Source organism: Streptomyces sp. NPDC055749 (assembly GCF_053617235.1).
This window is the reverse complement of record NZ_JBSHFH010000063.1, coordinates 24,473-41,542: the sequence shown is the minus strand read 5'-3', so window position 1 is coordinate 41,542 and position 17,070 is coordinate 24,473. Positions and strand designations below refer to the sequence as shown.

19 protein-coding genes are annotated in these 17,070 nt (G+C 70.2%); 7 read left to right on the top strand and 12 right to left on the bottom strand.

The genetic code is table 11. From position 1 onward, the window contains the following. Positions 1-51 precede the first annotated feature (51 nt). Positions 52-327, bottom strand: coding sequence for a GlsB/YeaQ/YmgE family stress response membrane protein (locus tag ACWGO0_RS32540; protein WP_453543285.1), 276 nt, complete (start codon positions 325-327; stop codon positions 52-54). 210 nt (positions 328-537) lie between these two features. On the opposite strand from ACWGO0_RS32540, the gene ACWGO0_RS32535 reads away from it, so the two are divergent. Next, positions 538-915, top strand: a complete 378-nt coding sequence (locus ACWGO0_RS32535) for a DUF3099 domain-containing protein (RefSeq protein WP_453543282.1) — start codon at positions 538-540, stop codon at positions 913-915. Positions 916-1,135: 220 nt separating this feature from the next. After that, positions 1,136-1,384: a hypothetical protein gene (locus ACWGO0_RS32530; protein WP_453543279.1), complete on the top strand. Its 249-nt coding sequence runs from the start codon at positions 1,136-1,138 to the stop codon at positions 1,382-1,384. On the opposite strand, the gene moaA is transcribed toward ACWGO0_RS32530, so the two are convergent. From moaA to ACWGO0_RS32515, 3 genes are all read right to left on the bottom strand, one after another. Beyond that, positions 1,367-2,356, bottom strand: coding sequence for a GTP 3',8-cyclase MoaA (gene moaA / locus ACWGO0_RS32525; protein ID WP_453543276.1), 990 nt, complete (start codon positions 2,354-2,356; stop codon positions 1,367-1,369). The two genes, ACWGO0_RS32530 and moaA, sit on opposite strands and share 18 nt — an antisense overlap. A 187-nt stretch (positions 2,357-2,543) precedes the next feature. Continuing rightward, positions 2,544-4,184: a solute symporter family protein gene (locus tag ACWGO0_RS32520; RefSeq protein ID WP_453543273.1), complete on the bottom strand. Its 1,641-nt coding sequence runs from the start codon at positions 4,182-4,184 to the stop codon at positions 2,544-2,546. After that, positions 4,181-4,543: a DUF485 domain-containing protein gene (locus ACWGO0_RS32515; RefSeq protein ID WP_453543271.1), complete on the bottom strand. Its 363-nt coding sequence runs from the start codon at positions 4,541-4,543 to the stop codon at positions 4,181-4,183. The genes ACWGO0_RS32520 and ACWGO0_RS32515 overlap by 4 nt, the downstream gene beginning before the upstream one ends. 300 nt (positions 4,544-4,843) lie before the next feature. Between ACWGO0_RS32515 and ACWGO0_RS32510 the strand changes: the two genes are divergently transcribed. After that, positions 4,844-6,382, top strand: a complete 1,539-nt coding sequence (locus tag ACWGO0_RS32510) for a S8 family peptidase (protein WP_453543268.1) — start codon at positions 4,844-4,846, stop codon at positions 6,380-6,382. Positions 6,383-6,445: 63 nt separating this feature from the next. Here the strand turns inward: ACWGO0_RS32510 and ACWGO0_RS32505 are convergent, their stop codons facing one another. The 8 genes from ACWGO0_RS32505 to ACWGO0_RS32470 form a co-directional block, all read right to left on the bottom strand. Then, positions 6,446-7,489: a zinc-dependent alcohol dehydrogenase family protein gene (locus ACWGO0_RS32505; RefSeq protein ID WP_453543265.1), complete on the bottom strand. Its 1,044-nt coding sequence runs from the start codon at positions 7,487-7,489 to the stop codon at positions 6,446-6,448. A 21-nt stretch (positions 7,490-7,510) separates the two neighbouring features. After that, positions 7,511-8,197: a lysoplasmalogenase gene (locus ACWGO0_RS32500; RefSeq protein WP_453543262.1), complete on the bottom strand. Its 687-nt coding sequence runs from the start codon at positions 8,195-8,197 to the stop codon at positions 7,511-7,513. Continuing rightward, complete coding sequence (locus ACWGO0_RS32495; RefSeq protein ID WP_453543259.1) at positions 8,194-9,084, bottom strand: sterol desaturase family protein; 891 nt, start codon at positions 9,082-9,084, stop codon at positions 8,194-8,196. Before ACWGO0_RS32495 ends, ACWGO0_RS32500 begins: the two co-directional genes overlap by 4 nt. A 107-nt stretch (positions 9,085-9,191) precedes the next feature. Next, positions 9,192-9,917, bottom strand: a complete 726-nt coding sequence (locus ACWGO0_RS32490; protein WP_453543256.1) for a VIT1/CCC1 transporter family protein — start codon at positions 9,915-9,917, stop codon at positions 9,192-9,194. Between the two features lie 25 nt (positions 9,918-9,942). Continuing rightward, positions 9,943-11,169, bottom strand: a complete 1,227-nt coding sequence (locus tag ACWGO0_RS32485; protein WP_453543253.1) for an amidohydrolase family protein — start codon at positions 11,167-11,169, stop codon at positions 9,943-9,945. After that, the gene (locus ACWGO0_RS32480; RefSeq protein WP_453543250.1) at positions 11,166-12,443 is read right to left on the bottom strand and encodes an amidohydrolase family protein; all 1,278 of its coding nucleotides are present in this window, start codon (positions 12,441-12,443) and stop codon (positions 11,166-11,168) included. The genes ACWGO0_RS32485 and ACWGO0_RS32480 overlap by 4 nt, the downstream gene beginning before the upstream one ends. 10 nt (positions 12,444-12,453) lie before the next feature. Then, on the bottom strand, positions 12,454-13,338 hold the full coding sequence (locus tag ACWGO0_RS32475) for an SDR family NAD(P)-dependent oxidoreductase (protein ID WP_453543248.1): 885 nt from the start codon (positions 13,336-13,338) through the stop codon (positions 12,454-12,456). Further along, positions 13,335-14,135, bottom strand: a complete 801-nt coding sequence (locus ACWGO0_RS32470) for an acetoacetate decarboxylase family protein (protein ID WP_453543245.1) — start codon at positions 14,133-14,135, stop codon at positions 13,335-13,337. The genes ACWGO0_RS32475 and ACWGO0_RS32470 overlap by 4 nt, the downstream gene beginning before the upstream one ends. Before the next feature lie 93 nt (positions 14,136-14,228). On the opposite strand from ACWGO0_RS32470, the gene ACWGO0_RS32465 reads away from it, so the two are divergent. The 4 genes from ACWGO0_RS32465 (at position 14,229) to ACWGO0_RS32450 (ending at position 17,054) form a co-directional block, all read left to right on the top strand. Continuing rightward, positions 14,229-14,870, top strand: coding sequence for a TetR/AcrR family transcriptional regulator (locus tag ACWGO0_RS32465; RefSeq protein ID WP_453543242.1), 642 nt, complete (start codon positions 14,229-14,231; stop codon positions 14,868-14,870). 29 nt (positions 14,871-14,899) lie between these two features. Further along, a complete protein-coding gene (locus ACWGO0_RS32460; protein ID WP_453543239.1) occupies positions 14,900-15,880 on the top strand; it encodes a DEDDh family exonuclease in 981 nt (326 codons plus the stop codon). Positions 15,881-15,943: 63 nt separating this feature from the next. After that, positions 15,944-16,177, top strand: a complete 234-nt coding sequence (locus ACWGO0_RS32455; protein WP_328909420.1) for a hypothetical protein — start codon at positions 15,944-15,946, stop codon at positions 16,175-16,177. A 67-nt stretch (positions 16,178-16,244) separates the two neighbouring features. Next, positions 16,245-17,054: an SURF1 family cytochrome oxidase biogenesis protein gene (locus ACWGO0_RS32450; RefSeq protein WP_453543236.1), complete on the top strand. Its 810-nt coding sequence runs from the start codon at positions 16,245-16,247 to the stop codon at positions 17,052-17,054. Positions 17,055-17,070 lie beyond the last annotated feature (16 nt).

Sequence of the window (17,070 nt, the reverse complement as noted above, 5' to 3'; positions counted from 1 at the left end):
GGCCGGACACGCGTCGTGCGTGTCCGGCCGCTCTGCTGTGCGCGGGGCCTGTCAGGTCTTCTGTCTGTTGCTGCGGAACGAGGCCCACAGCATGTCGCCGACACCGACGACGGCCACGGCGCCGATCAGTTGGAGTACGTGACGTGTCCAGTCGATGCCCTTGGTGTCATTGACACCGATCCAGGTCGCGACGGCGTTGCCGAGGACGCTGCCGATGATGCCGAACACGGTCGTCAGCCACAGTGGGATGTCCTGCTTGCCCGGCAGGATCGCCTTGGCGATCAGGCCGAGCACCAGGCCCACGATGATTGCCCACAACCAGCTCATTTCGCCTCCTCGTGCGGCGCGGTCTGCGCACGTTCGCCCAGTCTTCGTCCGTTGCCTCTACGGCGCATGCCGGACGGGTCCGTACGTGGTGTTCCGGAGCGGTTCCGCACGGACCGACCCGCCCCCGGTCTCGAACGCGGCGCATCACCGGCGTACCGTAGAAGCGGCCCGGTCCGGGGAGCGTCCGGCACAGCGATCTGGTGGTGGAACATGATGCGGAAGCGGAGTGACGCGGAGGTCTTCCGTATCACGGGGGCGCGCCAGGGTCTCGCCGACGACGTGCGGGGCAGGCAGCGGCGCTATGTGATCTCGATGTCCGTGCGGACCCTCGCGGTGGTGCTGTCGGCAGTGCTGTGGAACGTCGAGAGGCATGTGGCCATCGTGGCGCTGGCTCTGGGTGTGCTGCTCCCTTACGTGGCGGTCGTCATCGCCAACGCGGGCCGGGAGAACGCCACTTCACTCCCTTCGACCTTCGTCCCCACGCCGATGCGGCCCGCTCTGGACGCCGCTCCCGTGGCGGGTCCGGCCGAGGCCGACGGGGAGACGGGACCCGCCGCGGATGCCCGTTATCCGCACACGCACGGCTGAGCCCACGGCGTCCCCGAAGCTCAGGAAAAGCTCAGATCAATCGTGAAGTTACGGTGCACCGCACCCCGGTCCCCGTGGCATACTTCGTACGCGCTCCGCATCCCCCGTCGGAGCGACGGACCGACGCCGGGCAGCTCCCCCCGTGGCTGCTCGGCGTCGCCTTTTCTCCGGCGGGGATGCATCGGCCGGCCGTCCGAAGCCTGGGCCTAGGCTTGAGCCCGTGAACATTTTCGAGACCCACACCGAGAGCGCCGCCCCGACGCCCATCTGTTCGGCGAAGGGCTGTCGCGCCGCCGCCGTGTGGGTGCTCGCCTGGAACAATCCGAAGCTGCACACCCCCGAGCGCCGCAAGACCTGGCTGGCCTGCGACGAGCACCGGGAGCACCTTTCCTCGTTCCTCGGCGTACGCGGATTCCTGAAGGATGTCGTGACCCTGGCGGAGTGGGAGTCCTCAGCCTCCGATGGCTGACATCGGGCGGTCGGGCTGGAGGAAGGACGGATCGTCCAGCCCGGAGCCGGCCTTCTTGCCCCACATCGCGAGCTTCCAGATCCTGGCGATCTCCTCGTCGGGAGCCGTCGAGCGCAGGGCTCCGCGCAGGTCGGTCTCCTCGCGGGCGAAGAGGCAGGTGCGGACCTGACCGTCGGCGGTGAGCCGGGTCCGGTCGCAGGCCGAGCAGAACGGCCGGGTGACGGAGGCGATGACCCCCACGCGGTGCGGTCCGCCGTCCACGGTCCAGCGCTCGGCCGGTGCGGAGCCGCGCTCGTCCTCGCCCTCGGCGGTGAGGGTGAAGCGGGTGCGCAGCGAGGCGAGGATGTCGCCCGCTGTGATCATCCCGTCGCGCTTCCAGCCGTGCTGGGCGTCGAGCGGCATCTGCTCGATGAAGCGGAGCTCGTAGTCGTGGGCCACGGCCCAGGCCAGCAGGTCCGGGGCCTCGTCGTCGTTGAGTCCGGGCATCAGGACCGTGTTGACCTTGACCGGGGTGAGGCCGGCGTCGCGGGCGGCTTCGAGGCCGTCGAGCACGTCCTGGTGCCGGTCGCGGCGGGTGAGTGTCTTGAAGACGTCGGGACGCAGGGTGTCCAGCGAGACGTTGACCCGGTCCAGTCCTGCCGCCTTGAGGGCCGCGGCGGTGCGCTTGAGCCCGATGCCGTTGGTGGTGAGCGACATTCTGGGGCGGGGCTCCAGGGCGGCGCACTGCTCGACGATGGAGACGAGGCCGGGGCGGAGCAGGGGCTCGCCGCCGGTGAAGCGGACTTCCTCGATGCCGAGATCGGTGACGGCGATCCGGATGAGCCTGACGATCTCGTCGTCACTCAGCAGCTCGGTCTTGGAGAGCCATTGCAGACCCTCTTCGGGCATGCAGTAGGTGCAGCGCAGATTGCACTTGTCCGTCAGTGATACGCGCAGGTCGGTGGCGACCCGGCCATAGGTGTCGATGAGCACTGTGGGCCCCCTCCCCCGGTGGTGTCTCGCGGTTGCGGTTCTGACAGTTCCGAGACTACGCGAGACCTGTGACAACACCATGGGCCCGTTTGGCACGAGGTGCGGTCCGGCCGCGTCGTAGGACTCTACGACGCGGCCGGACGGACAGGGTCGGGCGTGAGCGGAACGGCTCGGTGAATTCCTTCTCTCAGTGGGCTCCGACGCCGGTGAGGGACTTGACCTCCAGCTCGGCGTACTTGCCCTTGTCCGGCTCCTCCTTCGAGATCAGGGAGCCGACCCAGCCGAGCAGGAAGCCCAGCGGGATGGAGATGAGGCCCGGGTTCTCCAGCGGGAACCACGCGAAGTCGACCGTGGGGAACATCGACGTGGGCTTGGAGGAGACGACCGGCGAGAACAGCACCAGCAGGACGGACGAGGCGAGACCGCCGTAGATGGACCACAGGGCGCCCTGGGTGGTGAAGCGCTTCCAGAACAGGCTGTAGAGGATCGTCGGAAGGTTGGCAGAGGCGGCGACCGCGAAGGCGAGGGCGACCAGTCCCGCGACGTTCATGTCGCGGGCGAGCGCGCCGAGCCCGATGGAGACGACACCGATGGCGACGGTCGCCCACCTGGCGGCGCGGACCTCCTCCTTCTCGGTGGCCTTGCCCCTGCGGATGACGTTGGCGTAGATGTCGTGCGCGAAGGACGAGGAGGACGCCAGGGTCAGTCCGGCGACGACGGCCAGGATCGTGGCGAAGGCGACCGCGGAGATCACGGCGAGGAGGATGGCGCCGCCGGTGGAGCCCGCGCCTCCGCCGATCTCCAGGGCGGCCAGCGGGGCCGCCGTGTTGCCCGCCTTGTTCGACGCGATGATGTCGTCGGGCTTGAGGATGGCCGCGGCGCCGAAGCCGAGCACGATCGTCATCAGGTAGAAGGAGCCGATGATGCCGATGGCCCAGTTCACGGACTTACGGGCGGCCTTGGCCGTGGGCACGGTGTAGAAGCGGATCAGGATGTGCGGCAGGCCGGCGGTGCCGAGGACCAGGGCGATGCCGAGCGAGATGAAGTCCAGCTTCGATGTGCCGGTGGCGCCGTACTTCAGGCCGGGCTCCAGGAAGGCCGTGCCCTTGCCGCTGTTGCTCGCCGCGGTGCCGAGCAGGTCGGAGATGTTGAAGTTGAACTTCAGCAGGATCAGGAAGGTGATGAGCAGGGTGCCCGCGATGAGCAGGACGGCCTTGACCATCTGCACCCAGGTGGTGCCCTTCATTCCGCCGATGGTGACGTACACGATCATGAGCAGGCCGACCAGGGCGACGATCGCGATCTTGCCCGCGTCGCTGGTGATGCCGAGCAGCAGGGACACCAGGACGCCCGCGCCCGCCATCTGCGCGAGCAGGTAGAAGATCGAGACGACGATCGTCGACGTGCCCGCGGCGGTCCTGACGGGGCGCTGGCGCATGCGGTAGGCGAGGACGTCGCCCATCGTGTACCGGCCGGAGTTGCGCAGCGGCTCGGCGACGAGCAGCAGGGCGACGAGCCAGGCGACGAGGAAGCCGATGGAGTAGAGGAAGCCGTCGTATCCGAAGAGCGCGATGGCGCCCGCGATACCGAGGAAGGACGCGGCGGACATGTAGTCGCCGGAGACCGCGAGGCCGTTCTGGAACGCGGTGAACTGGCGTCCGCCCGCGTAGAAGTCCGAGGCGCTCTTGGTCTGGCGGCCGGCCCAGACGGTGATGACGAGGGTCGCCACGACGAACGCCGCGAACAGGGTGATGATCAGCGGCCGGTGCTCGCTCGCGCCTTCGGCGGCGAGCTGGACGCTGGGGTGGGTGAGAGCGGCGGCGCTCATGCGTCGGCCTCCATACGGGACTTGATCGCTGCGGCCTTCGGGTCGAGCTTCGCGTTGGCGTGGCGCGAGTAGAGCCAGGCGATGAGGAAGGTGGTGACGAACTGGAGGAGCCCGAAGACGAGGGCCACGTTGATGTTGCCCACGACCTTGGTGCCCATGAAGTCGCCGGCGTAGTTGGACATCAGCACGTACAGCAGATACCAGAGCACGAAGGCGATGGTCAGAGGGAAGGCGAAGGCGCGGTGCGAGCGGCGCAGGTCACCGAACTCCGCACTCTCCTGCACCTCGATGAATGCCTCGGTGGTGGGTTGGACCGGCCCCGTTACGGTCTTGGGCGGTGGGGGTGCATCGGTAGCCACGGAATCTCCTCGCGACGCGGGTGCGGTGGTGGGAAGGGTGTTCTTCAAGGGGGACCTCTGTATCGGGAGACGGTGGTACGACTCCCTGACAACGGCACGGAGAGCGGTGCGAAGCGGTTCACCGCGACCGTCCCTGTCTCCAACTCACCTCTTTGGCCGCATATCAGTAACGACACGCATCGAACTCATTTGCCCTTAGTCATTGATGCGCCGGGATGATCAGCGATAACTTCACTCGTCATGTACTCGACCGGACGCGCCAGGTGTCCGGTCGGCTGACACGGATGATGTGGAGAACCCATGGCTCATCTGGCATCCAGACGGACACGCGTACTCGCGCTGCCCGTCGGACTTGCACTCACCGCCTCGCTGGGCTTCCTTCCGACGGCGGTGGCCTCGGCCGCCCCGACGGACGGACCGTCCACCGCCGCGGTCACGACCGACGGGCCGAAGCTCTCGTACGTCGTCAACACCAAGACCGGCTCGGGCGCGGTCAAGCAGGTCAAGAAGGCCATCGCCGACGCGGGCGGCACGGTCGTCATCTCGTACGACCAGATCGGCGTCATCGTCGTCCACTCGCAGAACCCGGACTTCGCCAAGACGATCCGTCAGGTCAGGGGCGTCTCATCGGCCGGTGCCACGCGCACCAACCCGATCGTTCCCCAGGCGACGAAGGACGTGGGCTCGGCCGCGCAGCCGCTGAGCGCCGAAGAGGCCGCTGCCGCCGCGGCGGACGCGACGGCCGGTCAGGACCCGCTGGAGCCCCTGCAGTGGGATCTGCCCGCCATCAAGGCGGACAAGGCCCATGAGGTCTCGATGGGCAGCAAGAAGGTCACGGTCGCGGTCATCGACACGGGTGTCGACGACACGCACCCCGACCTCGCGCCGAACTTCGACCGCCGCGCCTCGGCGAACTGTGTGACCGGTGCGCCGGACACCACCGAGGGCTCCTGGCGGCCTCTGGCCGGGGAGAGCGACCACGGCACGCACGTCGCGGGCACCATCGCCGCGGCGAAGAACGGCATCGGTGTGACCGGTGTCGCGCCCGGCGTCAAGGTTTCCGGTATCAAGGTCTCGACCCCGAGCGGCTTCTTCTACACCGAGGCCGTCGTGTGCGGCTTCATGTGGGCGGCCGAGCAGGGCGTCGAGGTGACCAACAACAGCTATTACACCGACCCCTGGCTGTTCAACTGCAAGAACGACCCCGACCAGGGCGCCCTGGTCGAGGCGCTCACGCGCGCCTCCCGCTACGCGGAGCGCAAGGGCACCGTCAACGTCGCCGCGGCCGGTAACTCCAAGCACGATCTGGCTGCCGACGAGATCGAGGACACGACCAGCCCGAACGACACGAATCCGGTCTCGCGCACGATCGACCCGCGTGAGTGCCTCGACATCCCGACCATGCTGCCGGGCGTCGTGACCGTCTCCGCGACGGGTGCCAAGGGCCTGAAGTCCTCGTACTCCAACTACGGTCTCGGCCTGATCGACGTGGCCGCCCCGGGCGGCGACTCGACGGTCTACCAGCCGCCGGCGCCTCCGGCCGTCAACGGACGCATCCTGTCCACGACGGTGGGCGGTGGCTTCAACTACAAGGCCGGTACGTCCATGGCTTCCCCGCACGTCGCGGGTGTCGTGGCCCTGATCAAGTCGTCCCACCCGTACGCCTCCGCGTTCCAGGTGAAGGCGCTGCTGACGCACCAGGCCGACGCCACCGCGTGCGGTGCGCCGTACGACATCGAGGGCGACGGCAAGATCGACGCGGTCTGCGAAGGCTCGACGAACTACAACGGCTTCTACGGAGCCGGAATGGTCGACGCGCTGGACGCCGTCCGCCGCTGATCATCCGGATGACATGAGGAAGGGCCGGGGACGGCGGTCCCCGGCCCTTCCGCATGCTCGGTGCTACGGCTTGATGAGTACCTTCAGCGCCGTACGCTCGTCCATCGCCTTGTAGCCTCCGGGCACCCCGTCGAGACCGACGCTCAGGTCGAAGACGGGCGACGGGTCGATCGTGCCGTCCAGGACGTCGGGCAGCAGTTCCGGAATGTACGTGCGCACGGGGGCGACGCCCCCGCGCAGGGTGATGTTGCGGTCGAACATGACGTCGAGGTCGAGTCCGGTGGCGCTGCCGTGCGGGACGCCGACGTAGCCGATGGCGCCGCCGTCGCGGACGATCTCGATCGCCGTACGCATCGACTGCTCGGTGCCGACGGCCTCGATCACGGAGTGGGCGCCTTCGCCGCGGGTCAGTTCCCGTACGGCCGCGAGCGCCGCCTCACCGCGCTCGGCGACGACGTCCGTGGCGCCGAAGGCGCGGGCGATGTCCGTACGGGCGGTGTGGCGGCCGAGCGCGATGATCCGCTCGGCGCCGAGCCGCTTGGCGGCCATGACTCCGCACAGGCCGACCGCTCCGTCACCGACGACGGCGACCGTGCTGCCGGGCTTCACGCCCGCGCCCACGGCGGCGTGGTGGCCGGTGCCCAGCACGTCGGAGAGGGCCAGGAGGGCGGTGAGGAGCCGGTCGTCGGACGCGGCGGCTGCGGGGAGCTTGACGAGGGTTCCGTCGGCGAACGGCACCCTGACCGCCTCGCCCTGGCCGCCGTCGGAGCCGACCGATCCCCAGAAGCCGCCCTGCGGGCAGGACGTGGTGAGGCCCTCCGCGCAGTAGGTGCAGGTGCCGTCGGACCAGACGAACGGGGCGACGACGAGGTCACCGGCCGCGAAGCCGTTGACCCCGGGGCCCGCCTCCTCGACTATGCCGAGGAATTCGTGGCCGATGCGCTGGCCGGGCTGCCGGGCGGACTCGCCGCGGTACGCCCACAGGTCGCTGCCGCAGATGCAGGCCCGCAGAACCCGCAGGACCACATCGGTGGGCTGCTGGATCGTCGGGTCCGGCACCTCCTGCACGCGGATGTCGTGGGGAGCGTGAATGACGGTGGCACGCATGGGTGGGAGTCCTCGCTGATCTCAGATGCTGATACTCCGCTCACGGTACGCCTCCGTGCCGCCCCCTGCGGAATCCGCACGGTGGGCGAGGATCCCCGTGGTCAGGAGGTACTGCGCCGCGATGTACGTCAGCATGATCCAGAAGTCCGGGACGGGCAGCTGCGGCCAGTCCGCGATGCCGGTGGCGATCAGCGCGTCGGAGAGCAGGAAGAGCGCCCCGCCGGCCGCCGCGTACCGCCCGGCGGTGCCCGCCCGCCAGGCCATGGCGGTGAGCAGCAGGCTGTAGCCGGTCATCGGGATCCGCATGTCGGCCGGCAGGCCGGGCCAGATGAGCACGAGGAATCCGGCGAGCACGAGCGCGTACCCGATGCCCGCGGTCAGGGAGCCGCGGGCGCGGCCGAACAGCCGCAGGTAGCAGATGTGGCCCGCCGCGAAGGAGCCCATGCCGATCAGGAAGGCGACCTCGTGGTCGGGCAGCAGCAGGACGTCCCCGCCCCAGCCGAAGAGCAGTGCGGCGATGAGCAGCCGGGGCCCGCGGCGGGCGGCTGCGTACGCGGCGAGCAGCGGCATCAGCAGGGGCTTGGCGACGAGGTGCGCGAGCGGGATGCCGGCCAGCACGCCGAGGAGGTCGACGGCGGCGGCGACGAGGAAGGCGACGAGCAGCGGCCGGGCGAGCCGGTCCCCGCGGTGCGGGGCCCGGTCGCTCATCGGGTGGGCTCCGTGACGGCGACGGGCTCGGCGGCGGGCGCGACGACGGGTGCGGTCGCGGGCTGCCAGCCCGGTCCGCGGAAGATCCGTCCGGCACGCTCGCGCCAGGTGTGCGCGGCGCGGACGTCACGGGCGATGGCCGCGTACTCGTGGGTCGCCACGCGCAGCGGGTTGTTCGTGGTGATGTTCTTGGTGAGCCCGAAGACGGGCCGCTCGGTCTCGGGGGTGAACGAGCGGAACAGCCGGTCCCAGACGATCAGGATCCCGCCGAAGTTGCGGTCGAGGTAGCCGCCCTGCGAGGCGTGGTGCACCCGGTGGTGGGACGGCGTGTTCAGTACGTACTCGAAGGGCCTGGGCAGCTTGTCGACGCGCTCGGTGTGCACCCAGAACTGGTAGACGAGGTTGACCGCCGAGCAGAAGGCGAGCGCCGCCGGGTGGACGCCGAGGGCGATGAGCGGGACGTAGAACGGCCAGACGGTCAGCGAGGTCCAGGGCTGGCGGAGCGCGGTGGTGAGGTTGAACTTCCGGCTGGAGTGGTGGACCACGTGGCAGGCCCAGAGGACCCGGATGACGTGGTGGCCGCGGTGCGACCAGTAGTAGAAGAAGTCCTGGGCGAGCAGCATCAGCAGGACCGTCCACCACAGGACGGGGACGCGGAGCGGGGTCAGCTCGTAGACCGCGGTGTAGATCGCGACGATGGGTATCTTCCACAGCAGGTCGAAGACCAGGCTGCCGAGACCCATGGTGACGCTGGTGGCGGCGTCCTTGGCGTCGTATCCGGCGGCGTCCTCGTCCGGGTGGAACCGGTAACTGACCATTTCGACCACGGTGAGCAGGACGAAGGCCGGTATCGACCACAACACGACATCGGGCAGGTTCGGCTCCATGCGAGCACCGTAGAGGTGCAGGTCGGCTGCGGCTAGACGTTGTTACCCACAAGTATGCGAGACGTGATGTCAGCAGTCTTTGGTGGCTTCTGCCAACACGCCCCCTTCTATGCCCCCACCGCCCCCAGCAGCGCCCCCGCCCCGTAGGTCACCGCCATCGCCACCGCTCCCCCGGCCATGTTCCGCAGCACCGCGGGCCCGGGTGACGCGTCCCCCAGCCGGGCGCTCCACCATCCCGTCACTGCCAGGGCGGCCAGCACCGCCACCACGGTGACCAGCAGCCGCAGCGAGGCCGGCGGCAGCACGATGGCCAGCAGCGGCAGCAGCGCCCCCGCCGTGAACGCCAGGAAGCTCGCGCCCGCCGCGTGCCACGGGTTCGTCAGCTCGTCCGGGTCGATGCCCAGCTCGACCTCGGCGTGGGCGCGCAGGGCGTCGCGTTCGGTGAGCTGGAGGGCGGCCTCCCGGGCCACTTCCGTGCTCAGGCCCTTGCCCTCCAGCAGGCCGGTGAGTTCGGCGAGTTCGGCCTCGGGGGTCTCCGTCAGCTCCCGCCGCTCCGTCGCCAGCGCGGCCTTCTCCGAGTCGCGCTGGGTCGAGACCGAGACGTACTCGCCCGCCGCCATCGACATGGACCCGGCCAGCAGCCCGGCCAGACCCGCCGTGAGCAGCGCGCTGCGGTCCCCGGTGGCCCCGGCGACACCGACGACGAGGCCCGCGGTGGAGACCACGCCGTCGTTGGCGCCGAGGACCGCGGCGCGCAGCCAGTTCAGCCGTGCGCCGAGTCCTTGCCCGTGGGCCTCGTCGTGGGCTTCGTCATGAACGTCGGTGTCCGTCATCCGGGGATGGTCTCACTCCGGTCTCTCACCAGACGCGGACCGACCCGCCCGGTGCGAAGGCGGGGCTGGTGGCGTCGGCCGGGACCTCCTTCAGCGGTTCGGCGATCTCCTCGGCCGTCGGTCCCACCGTCGCGGCGATCCGGTCGAGCGCCGCCAGGTCGAAGCCGTAGACACGGGCGGCGTTTGTGCCGGCCATGGCCGCGATCTCGTGCCTCGGCAGTCCCGCGTACGCGATCCGCAGCCCTTCCCTGGAGTACGGGGCGGTGCCCTCGTCGTGCGGGTAGTCGCTGCCCCACATGATCTTGTCGAGGCCGATCCGGTCACGCAGCGGGACCTCGTGCGGACGCATGAAGCTGGCGCCGACGAAGCAGTTGTCGCGCCACACCTCGCCGGGACTCGCGCCCATCGAAGCCGCGAGACCCGCACCGAACTTGGACTCGGCGGTGGCCGTCCGCGAGGCCGCGGCCACGAGGCGCCCGTGGTAGTAGTCGAGCATCTCCACGACCCCGGGGATCCAGCCGGAGCCCTGTTCGGTGAGGACCAGTTTCAGACCGGGGTGGCGGCGGAACGCGCCGCCGAAGATCAGGTGCCACAGCGCCCGGTGCGAGAACCACGTGGTCTCCACCATGAAGACGGCGCGCGCCGCCGGTTCCTCGCCCAGCGGCGGGGAGGCCGAGCCGCCGTGGTGATTCACCGGTACGTCCAGCTCCTCGCAGACTGCCCACAGCGGGTCGTACACCTGGGAGTACAGTTCCGGGATGCCCGAGCCCGGCGGGGCGCCCGGCAGCAGGATGCCGCCGGTGAGGCCCGCTTCCTTGGTACGGCGCACCTCGCGCACCGCCTCCGCCGGGTCGTTGAGGAGGATCTGTGCGACGCCCGCGCGCCGGCCGGGCGTGTCCGCGCAGAAGTCGGCGAGCCACCGGTTGTGGGCGCGCAGGCCGGCCCAGCGCTGTTCGTACTCCTCCCGGGAGGGCGCGGGGGCCATCAGGGAGGCGGAGGGGAAGAAGGGCGGGATGGTGTTGGGGAAGACGACCTCGGCGACGATGCCGTCCGCCTCCAGTTCGGCGAGGCGGCGGGCGGAGTTCCAGTTGCGGTCGGCGGTGTCGGCCACCAGGTCCTCGTACGGATTGACGTACGTCGCGGCCCAGGCGTCGAAGTCGTCGTGGTGCTTCGACTCCAGGTACGGCCGGTAGTCGAGGAGGTCGGCGCCCGCGTGGCAGTCGGCCGAGATGACGGTGTAGCGGTCGGTCATGACGCCCCCAGTACGGGGAAGTCGTGGCCGGTCAGCCAGTGGCGGCCCACTTCGCGCGAGCGCGCCCACGAGGCATCGACCGCGCTCTGGTCGTCGCTCTGGCCCAGGTCCTGCGGGGTCGGGCCGATGCGCCGGGCCAGTGGGGCGAGTTTCGCCGTGTCGAAGCCGAAGACCTCGGCGGCTGCCAGCCCCAGCATCCGGCGGGTCTCGGCGACCGGGATGTCGTGGAAGGTGTTGCGCAGCCACTGGTTGGTGTTGGGCCAGGTGCCTTCGGGGTGGGGGAAGTCGCTGCCCCAGAGGATGTTGTCGACGCCTATCTCGTACCGCTGGGCCAGTTCGCGACGCTTGGTGTTGGTGGCGCAGACGAAGACCTGGCGGTCGAGGTACTCGTGCGGCGGGCGCTTCAGCTCGGCGAACGGGGAGAGTTTCTTGCCGCCGTGCGCGCCGAGGTAGAGGCGGTCCATGAACCACAGGAGGTTCGGCAGCCACCAGCATCCGGACTCGGCCACTCCGAACTTCAGCCCGGGGTGACGTTCGAAGGCGCCCGACCAGAGCAGGAACCAGAGGGGGCGCGAGGGCCACCAGGTGACCTCGGAGACGTAGATGCCGAGGTGGTCGCCGTACTCGTGGCGCGGGGCCGCGCCGGAGTGGGTGAGGACCGGCATGGCCGTCTCGGCCGCCGCCGCCCACACCGGGTCGTAACGGCGGTCGTGGTACGGGGCCTTGTCGACCCACATCGAGGGGATCATCAGCGCCCCGAGCCCGGACTCCTTGGCCCGGTGGATCTCGGCGACGACCCGGTCGACCTCGCCGGTGACGGGTAACAGGGCGACTCCGCAGTGGCGTTCGGGGTGCTGGGAGACGAAATCGGCGAGCCAGCGGTTGTGCGCCTGCGCGCCCGCCATGCCGAGTTCGGGGTCCTGGTCGCCGGAGAGCCCGAGGCCGACACCGAAGGGCGCGGCGGTACGGCTGTCGACGGCGTCCGCGTCGGGGAAGACGACCTCGGCCGCCACCCCGTCGCCGTCGAGTTCCTTGAGACGCTGCGTGACGTCCCAACCGCCTCTGAGGCCCTCCTCGTTGTCGTGGAACCACTGGTCGGCGAATGCCTCGTTGCGTACGCCGAGCCGGGTCATCTCCTCGCGGCGGCGGTCGCGGCCCGCGAGGAACTCTTCGAACTGGCGGTGGAAGCGGGTGTCCAGGTAGGGCCGGTACTCCTCGGTGGGCAGTCCGGCGTGGCAGTCGGAGGAGATGATCAGGTACGGGTCGTCGGTCATCGCTCGCTCCTCAGTCGAGTACGAAGCTCTCCAGGTAGGCGGGGTTGGCGCGGTCGAGCATCGACTGCGACCTGGCGCGGATCTGCCGGTCGCTGTGCTCGCTCGGCGGCAGCATCCAGAAGCGGTCGGCGCGGATGCCGTCCACGACGGTCCGCGCGACCTCGTCGACATGCGTGAACCGCACCTCGTGGCCCGCCTCCTTCATGGCGGCCTCCCACTGGCCGAGGCTGCGGTAGGGGGTCTTGCGGGGCTTCTCCTTGGCGTACCGCTCCGGGCGGTTGCGGTGCGACTCCCACAGGCCGGTGCGGAGCATGTGCGGGCCGGGGAAGAGCACCGAGGCGCCGACCTCCGTGCCGTCCGCCCGGAGGTGGGCGTAGAGCGACTCCGTCATGGTGACGACGGCGGCCTTGGTGACGGCGTACACGGACGCGGTGGGCAGCGGGGCGATACCGCCGTCGCCCGACGAGGTGTTGACGACATGACCGGGGGCGCCGCCCGCGATCATGCGCGGCACGAATGCCTGGACGCCGTGGAAGACGCCCCACACGTTGACCGCGAACGCCCACTTCCAGTCGTTCGGCTCGTGCTCCCACATGCGGCCCTCGGCCCCGGAGCCGACCCCCGCGTTGTTGCAGAGCACATGGACGGCGCCGAACGTGTCGTACGCGGAGTCGGCGAGCGCCTCGACGGAGTCGCGTTCGCTGACGTCGGTGGCCCGGGCGAGCACCTGGGCGCCACCCTCGATCAGCTCGTCGGCGGCCTTGCGCAGCGCCTCCTCCTCGACGTCGGCGAGGACGACCTTCAGCCCTTCCGCGGCGAACTTCCGTGCCATCGCGAGGCCGATGCCGCTCGCGGCGCCGGTGACGACGGCGACCTGCCCCTCCTCCAGCCTCATCGGACGCTCCCTTCCGGCGGGCCGTCGAGGATCTGCTGCGGATCGTCGTAGCGCTGGTGGATGTACGGGAGCAGCGCGTCGGCGCTCACCCGCTCGACGGCCCTGCCGCGCTGGTCGCTGGTCTTCTCGCCGAGCGTGATCTCGATCAGCCGGAGTACGGGGAGGTCGGCGACCGGGTCGTACACCGATTCGCGCAGCACCACATCGCCCGTGATCCGCTCCAGTCTGCGGACCTTCTCGTTGCGGGTGCAGTGGATCAGGACGGGGTCGCCTTCGAAGCCCACGCCGTCGACGGCGGGCAGGAACTTGAAGTAGAAGTCGAGCTTCGTCGTCGGTTCGGGGAGCGGGAGCGTTCCGTCGACCGCGCCGCGCACCTCGACGAACGCGATGCCGTGCCGGGCGAGCACGGCGCGGACGACGAGGCCGTCGCGTTCGACGGTGACCTCGCCCAGCTTCTTCGGTTCGCCGAAGACCTCACGGCCGCCGGTCAGCGCCCGTTCGTGGGTCATCGGCATGACGAGCGGATACCAGCCCTCGTGCCCGTCGTGCACGGCGGCGACGGCGACGGAACCCGCGCCCAGCGGATAGCCGGGGAGGTCGACCTTGCTGATGTTGGCGCGCACCAGGGGGCGTTCGGCCGGTTTCAGGGGTGGCGGCAGGACGGCCGCCACCGCGTCGGGGTCGCTCTCCCAGAGCGCGACCACACCGGTGGACCAGATGTCGGGGAGCTTGGAGCCGGCTGCGCGGGCCGCCGCGATCTCGGCCCCGGTGCGCGCGCCGTACCGTACACGTGCCATGTCGTACCGCCCTTCGTTCGGTAGCCTGTAACACAGTTACACCGGGAGCGATGAGCGGTAAAGAGCCGTGCACGTACGGGAACGGGGAGCTCCATGCCACGCACCGCCCTGACACGCGATGAGGTGCTCGACGCAGCCGCGGCCCTCGTCGTCCGGCACGGGCCGGGCGCGCTCACCATGCGCAGGCTCGCCACCGAGCTCTCCACCGCCGTGACCTCGATCTATTGGCACGTCGGCAACCGCGAATCGCTCCTGGACGCCCTGGTGGAGCGCACCGTCCAGGAGATGGGCGCGATCCGCCCCGCGGGCCGTACCCCGGTCGCCCGGATCGTCTCCATCGCCCGGGGTCTGCGCCGCGAGCTGCGTGACCGGCCCCATCTGATCGCGATGGTCCACGAACGGGGACTGACGGAGCGGATGTTCCTGCCCGCCCAGCAGGCCCTGGTCCACGAGGTGCACGCCGCGGGGCTGCGCGGCGCACGGGCCGCCGAGGCGGTGCGTGCCGTGCAGTTCCAGGTCGTCGGCTTCCTGCTCGTCGAGCGCAACCGTGAGCGCTCGCCGGTCCAGTCGCCGGGCGAGGAGGAGCTGTGGGGCGCGGCCACCGCCGGGCACGATCCGGCGCTGGCGCGGGCGCTGGCCCGGCCCGCCGACCCGGAGCGGCTGTTCACGGTCTCCGTACGCGCGTTGGCGCAGTCCCTGATCGGCTCCGGTCACGCTTCGGAGACGGCCGAATAGGGGACTGTCAGTCGCGGCCCGTATTCTCTGTGACCATGCTCGACGACCGCCAGACTGCAGCGCCGTGGCCGACCGCCTACCCACAGGGGTACGCGGTCGTCGACGTGGAGACCACCGGACTCGCGCGCGACGACCGGATAGTGTCCGCTGCCGTCTACCGGCTCGACGCCCAGGGCAACGTCGAGGACCACTGGTACACGCTGGTCAACCCCGAGCGGGACCCCGGCCCCGTCTGGATCCACGGGCTGACCAGCGATGTCCTGGAAGGCGCCCCGCTCTTCCCCGAGGTGGCGGCGCAGTTGTCCGAGCGGCTCGCGGACCGGGTGCTCGTCGCGCACAACGCGGCGTTCGACTGGTCGATGATCGCCCGGGAGTACGCCCGCGCCTCGGTCGTCGCCCCCGTGGAGCAGCGGCTGTGCACCATCGCCCTCTCCAAGGAGCTGCGGCTGCCGCTGCCCAACCACAAGCTGGAGTCGCTCGCCGCGCACTACGGCGTGGTGCAGCAGCGCGCCCACCACGCCCTCGACGACGCCCGGGTGCTCGCCGAGGCTTTCCGCCCGAGCCTGCACGCGGCGGCCCTCGGCGGAGTGCGGCTGCCGCTGCTGGAGTGCCGGCCGCTGACCGAGTGGTCCGACTCCCCGGTCACCCCGCGGATCGGCTACCAGGCTTCGCACGGTCAGAACAGCTGGCGGGCCTCGCGCAAGCGCCCGGCCTGCCCGTATCCGAATCCGGGGCGGTACGACAAGGACAAGCCCCTCGTGCAGGGGATGCGGGTGGCGTTCTCCGGGGACACCTCGATCGACCGCGAGCTCCTGGAGGACCGCGCCGTGGAGGCCGGGCTCCACGTGGCGACCAGTGTCTCCAGACTGACCAGCCTCCTCGTCACCAACGACCCGGACGCTGCGACGTCGAAGACGGTGAAGGCGAAGTCGTTCGGCACGCCGATCCTGGAGGAGAGCGCCTTCACCCATCTGTTGCGGGACGTGGCTCCGGCACCGTCATCGGAGTGAACCGGGCGCGACTCGCCCGCCATCCGCTCGCCCGCCGCCGTCTCGCGTCCCAACCTGTGGCGCATGGCACGTTGCGAGGTTTGCGGAAACGACTACGGCATGTCCTTCGAGGTGCACGCGCAGGGCGCGGTGCACGTCTTCGACTGCTTCTCCTGCGCCATCCACCGCATGGCGCCCATCTGTGAGCACTGCCGGGTCCAGGTCATCGGACAGGGCGTCGAGGTCGAGGGCCACTGGTACTGCGGCGCCCACTGCGCCCGGGCCGAGGGAAGGGCGGGCATCGTGGACAAAGTGTGACGGGCCGCCCGGCCCCACCCCCACCCCTCCGTACCGCACCCCATGACCCCGGTTGTACCGTCATGGGGTGTACCGCTTCCTGTTGACCCGGCAGTGGGTGATTCTCACCCTGCTCACGCTCGTACTGATTCCGACGATGGTCGAGCTGGGTTTCTGGCAGCTTCACCGGCATCAGCACCGGGTCGCTCAGAACTCGCTGATCTCCCAGAACCTCAAGGCGAAGCCGGTCCCGGTCACCGAGCTGACCTCCCCCGGGCACACCGTCCCGCGAGCCGACTACTGGCGCACGGTCACCGCCACCGGCACGTTCGACACCGCGCACGAAGTCGTCGTACGACGCCGGACCTCCGACGACGACCGGATCGGGGCGCATGTCCTGACCCCGCTCGACCTCAGGGACGGCGGCACCGTCCTGGTCAACCGCGGCTGGGTGCCGACCGACGGCGACCAGCGGTCCTTCCCGGAGGTGCCGGCCCCGCCCAGGGGCGAGGTGACCGTCACCGGCCGGCTCAAGGCCGACGAGACGACGGGCAGCAGCGGCATCAAGGACCTGTCGGGTCTGCCGGACCGCCAGGTCATGCTGATCAACAGCGCCCAGCAGTCCGAGCTGCTGTCCAGGCCGGTACTCGGCGGGTATCTCGAACAGACCGGACCCGCGCCCTCCGGCGACACCCCCGAACAGATCGCCTCCCCCGACGACAGCTCCATCGGCGCACACATGGCGTACGCCGTGCAGTGGTGGCTGTTCGCCGCCGGGGTGCCGGTCGGCTGGGTGATTCTCGTACGCCGGGAGAAGCACGACCGCCAGGAGGCCGCGGCAAAGGGCGAGAGCGCCGAGGAGCCCGGACAGCCCGCCACCGCCGGCGCGACGGTCTGACGAACCGCACCCGCCG

What these genes read in the sequence shown, in the direction of transcription:
- ACWGO0_RS32540 (WP_453543285.1), bottom strand. Translation starts at nt 327, where the DNA reads ATGAGCTGGTTGTGGGCAATCATCGTGGGCCTGGTGCTCGGCCTGATC.
- ACWGO0_RS32535 (WP_453543282.1), top strand. Translation starts at nt 538, where the DNA reads ATGATGCGGAAGCGGAGTGACGCGGAGGTCTTCCGTATCACGGGGGCG.
- ACWGO0_RS32520 (WP_453543273.1), bottom strand. Translation starts at nt 4,184, where the DNA reads ATGAGCGCCGCCGCTCTCACCCACCCCAGCGTCCAGCTCGCCGCCGAA.
- ACWGO0_RS32510 (WP_453543268.1), top strand. Translation starts at nt 4,844, where the DNA reads ATGGCTCATCTGGCATCCAGACGGACACGCGTACTCGCGCTGCCCGTC.
- ACWGO0_RS32505 (WP_453543265.1), bottom strand. Translation starts at nt 7,489, where the DNA reads ATGCGTGCCACCGTCATTCACGCTCCCCACGACATCCGCGTGCAGGAG.
- ACWGO0_RS32500 (WP_453543262.1), bottom strand. Translation starts at nt 8,197, where the DNA reads ATGAGCGACCGGGCCCCGCACCGCGGGGACCGGCTCGCCCGGCCGCTG.
- ACWGO0_RS32495 (WP_453543259.1), bottom strand. Translation starts at nt 9,084, where the DNA reads ATGGAGCCGAACCTGCCCGATGTCGTGTTGTGGTCGATACCGGCCTTC.
- ACWGO0_RS32490 (WP_453543256.1), bottom strand. Translation starts at nt 9,917, where the DNA reads ATGACGGACACCGACGTTCATGACGAAGCCCACGACGAGGCCCACGGG.
- ACWGO0_RS32485 (WP_453543253.1), bottom strand. Translation starts at nt 11,169, where the DNA reads ATGACCGACCGCTACACCGTCATCTCGGCCGACTGCCACGCGGGCGCC.
- ACWGO0_RS32480 (WP_453543250.1), bottom strand. Translation starts at nt 12,443, where the DNA reads ATGACCGACGACCCGTACCTGATCATCTCCTCCGACTGCCACGCCGGA.
- ACWGO0_RS32475 (WP_453543248.1), bottom strand. Translation starts at nt 13,338, where the DNA reads ATGAGGCTGGAGGAGGGGCAGGTCGCCGTCGTCACCGGCGCCGCGAGC.
- ACWGO0_RS32470 (WP_453543245.1), bottom strand. Translation starts at nt 14,135, where the DNA reads ATGGCACGTGTACGGTACGGCGCGCGCACCGGGGCCGAGATCGCGGCG.
- ACWGO0_RS32465 (WP_453543242.1), top strand. Translation starts at nt 14,229, where the DNA reads ATGCCACGCACCGCCCTGACACGCGATGAGGTGCTCGACGCAGCCGCG.
- ACWGO0_RS32455 (WP_328909420.1), top strand. Translation starts at nt 15,944, where the DNA reads ATGGCACGTTGCGAGGTTTGCGGAAACGACTACGGCATGTCCTTCGAG.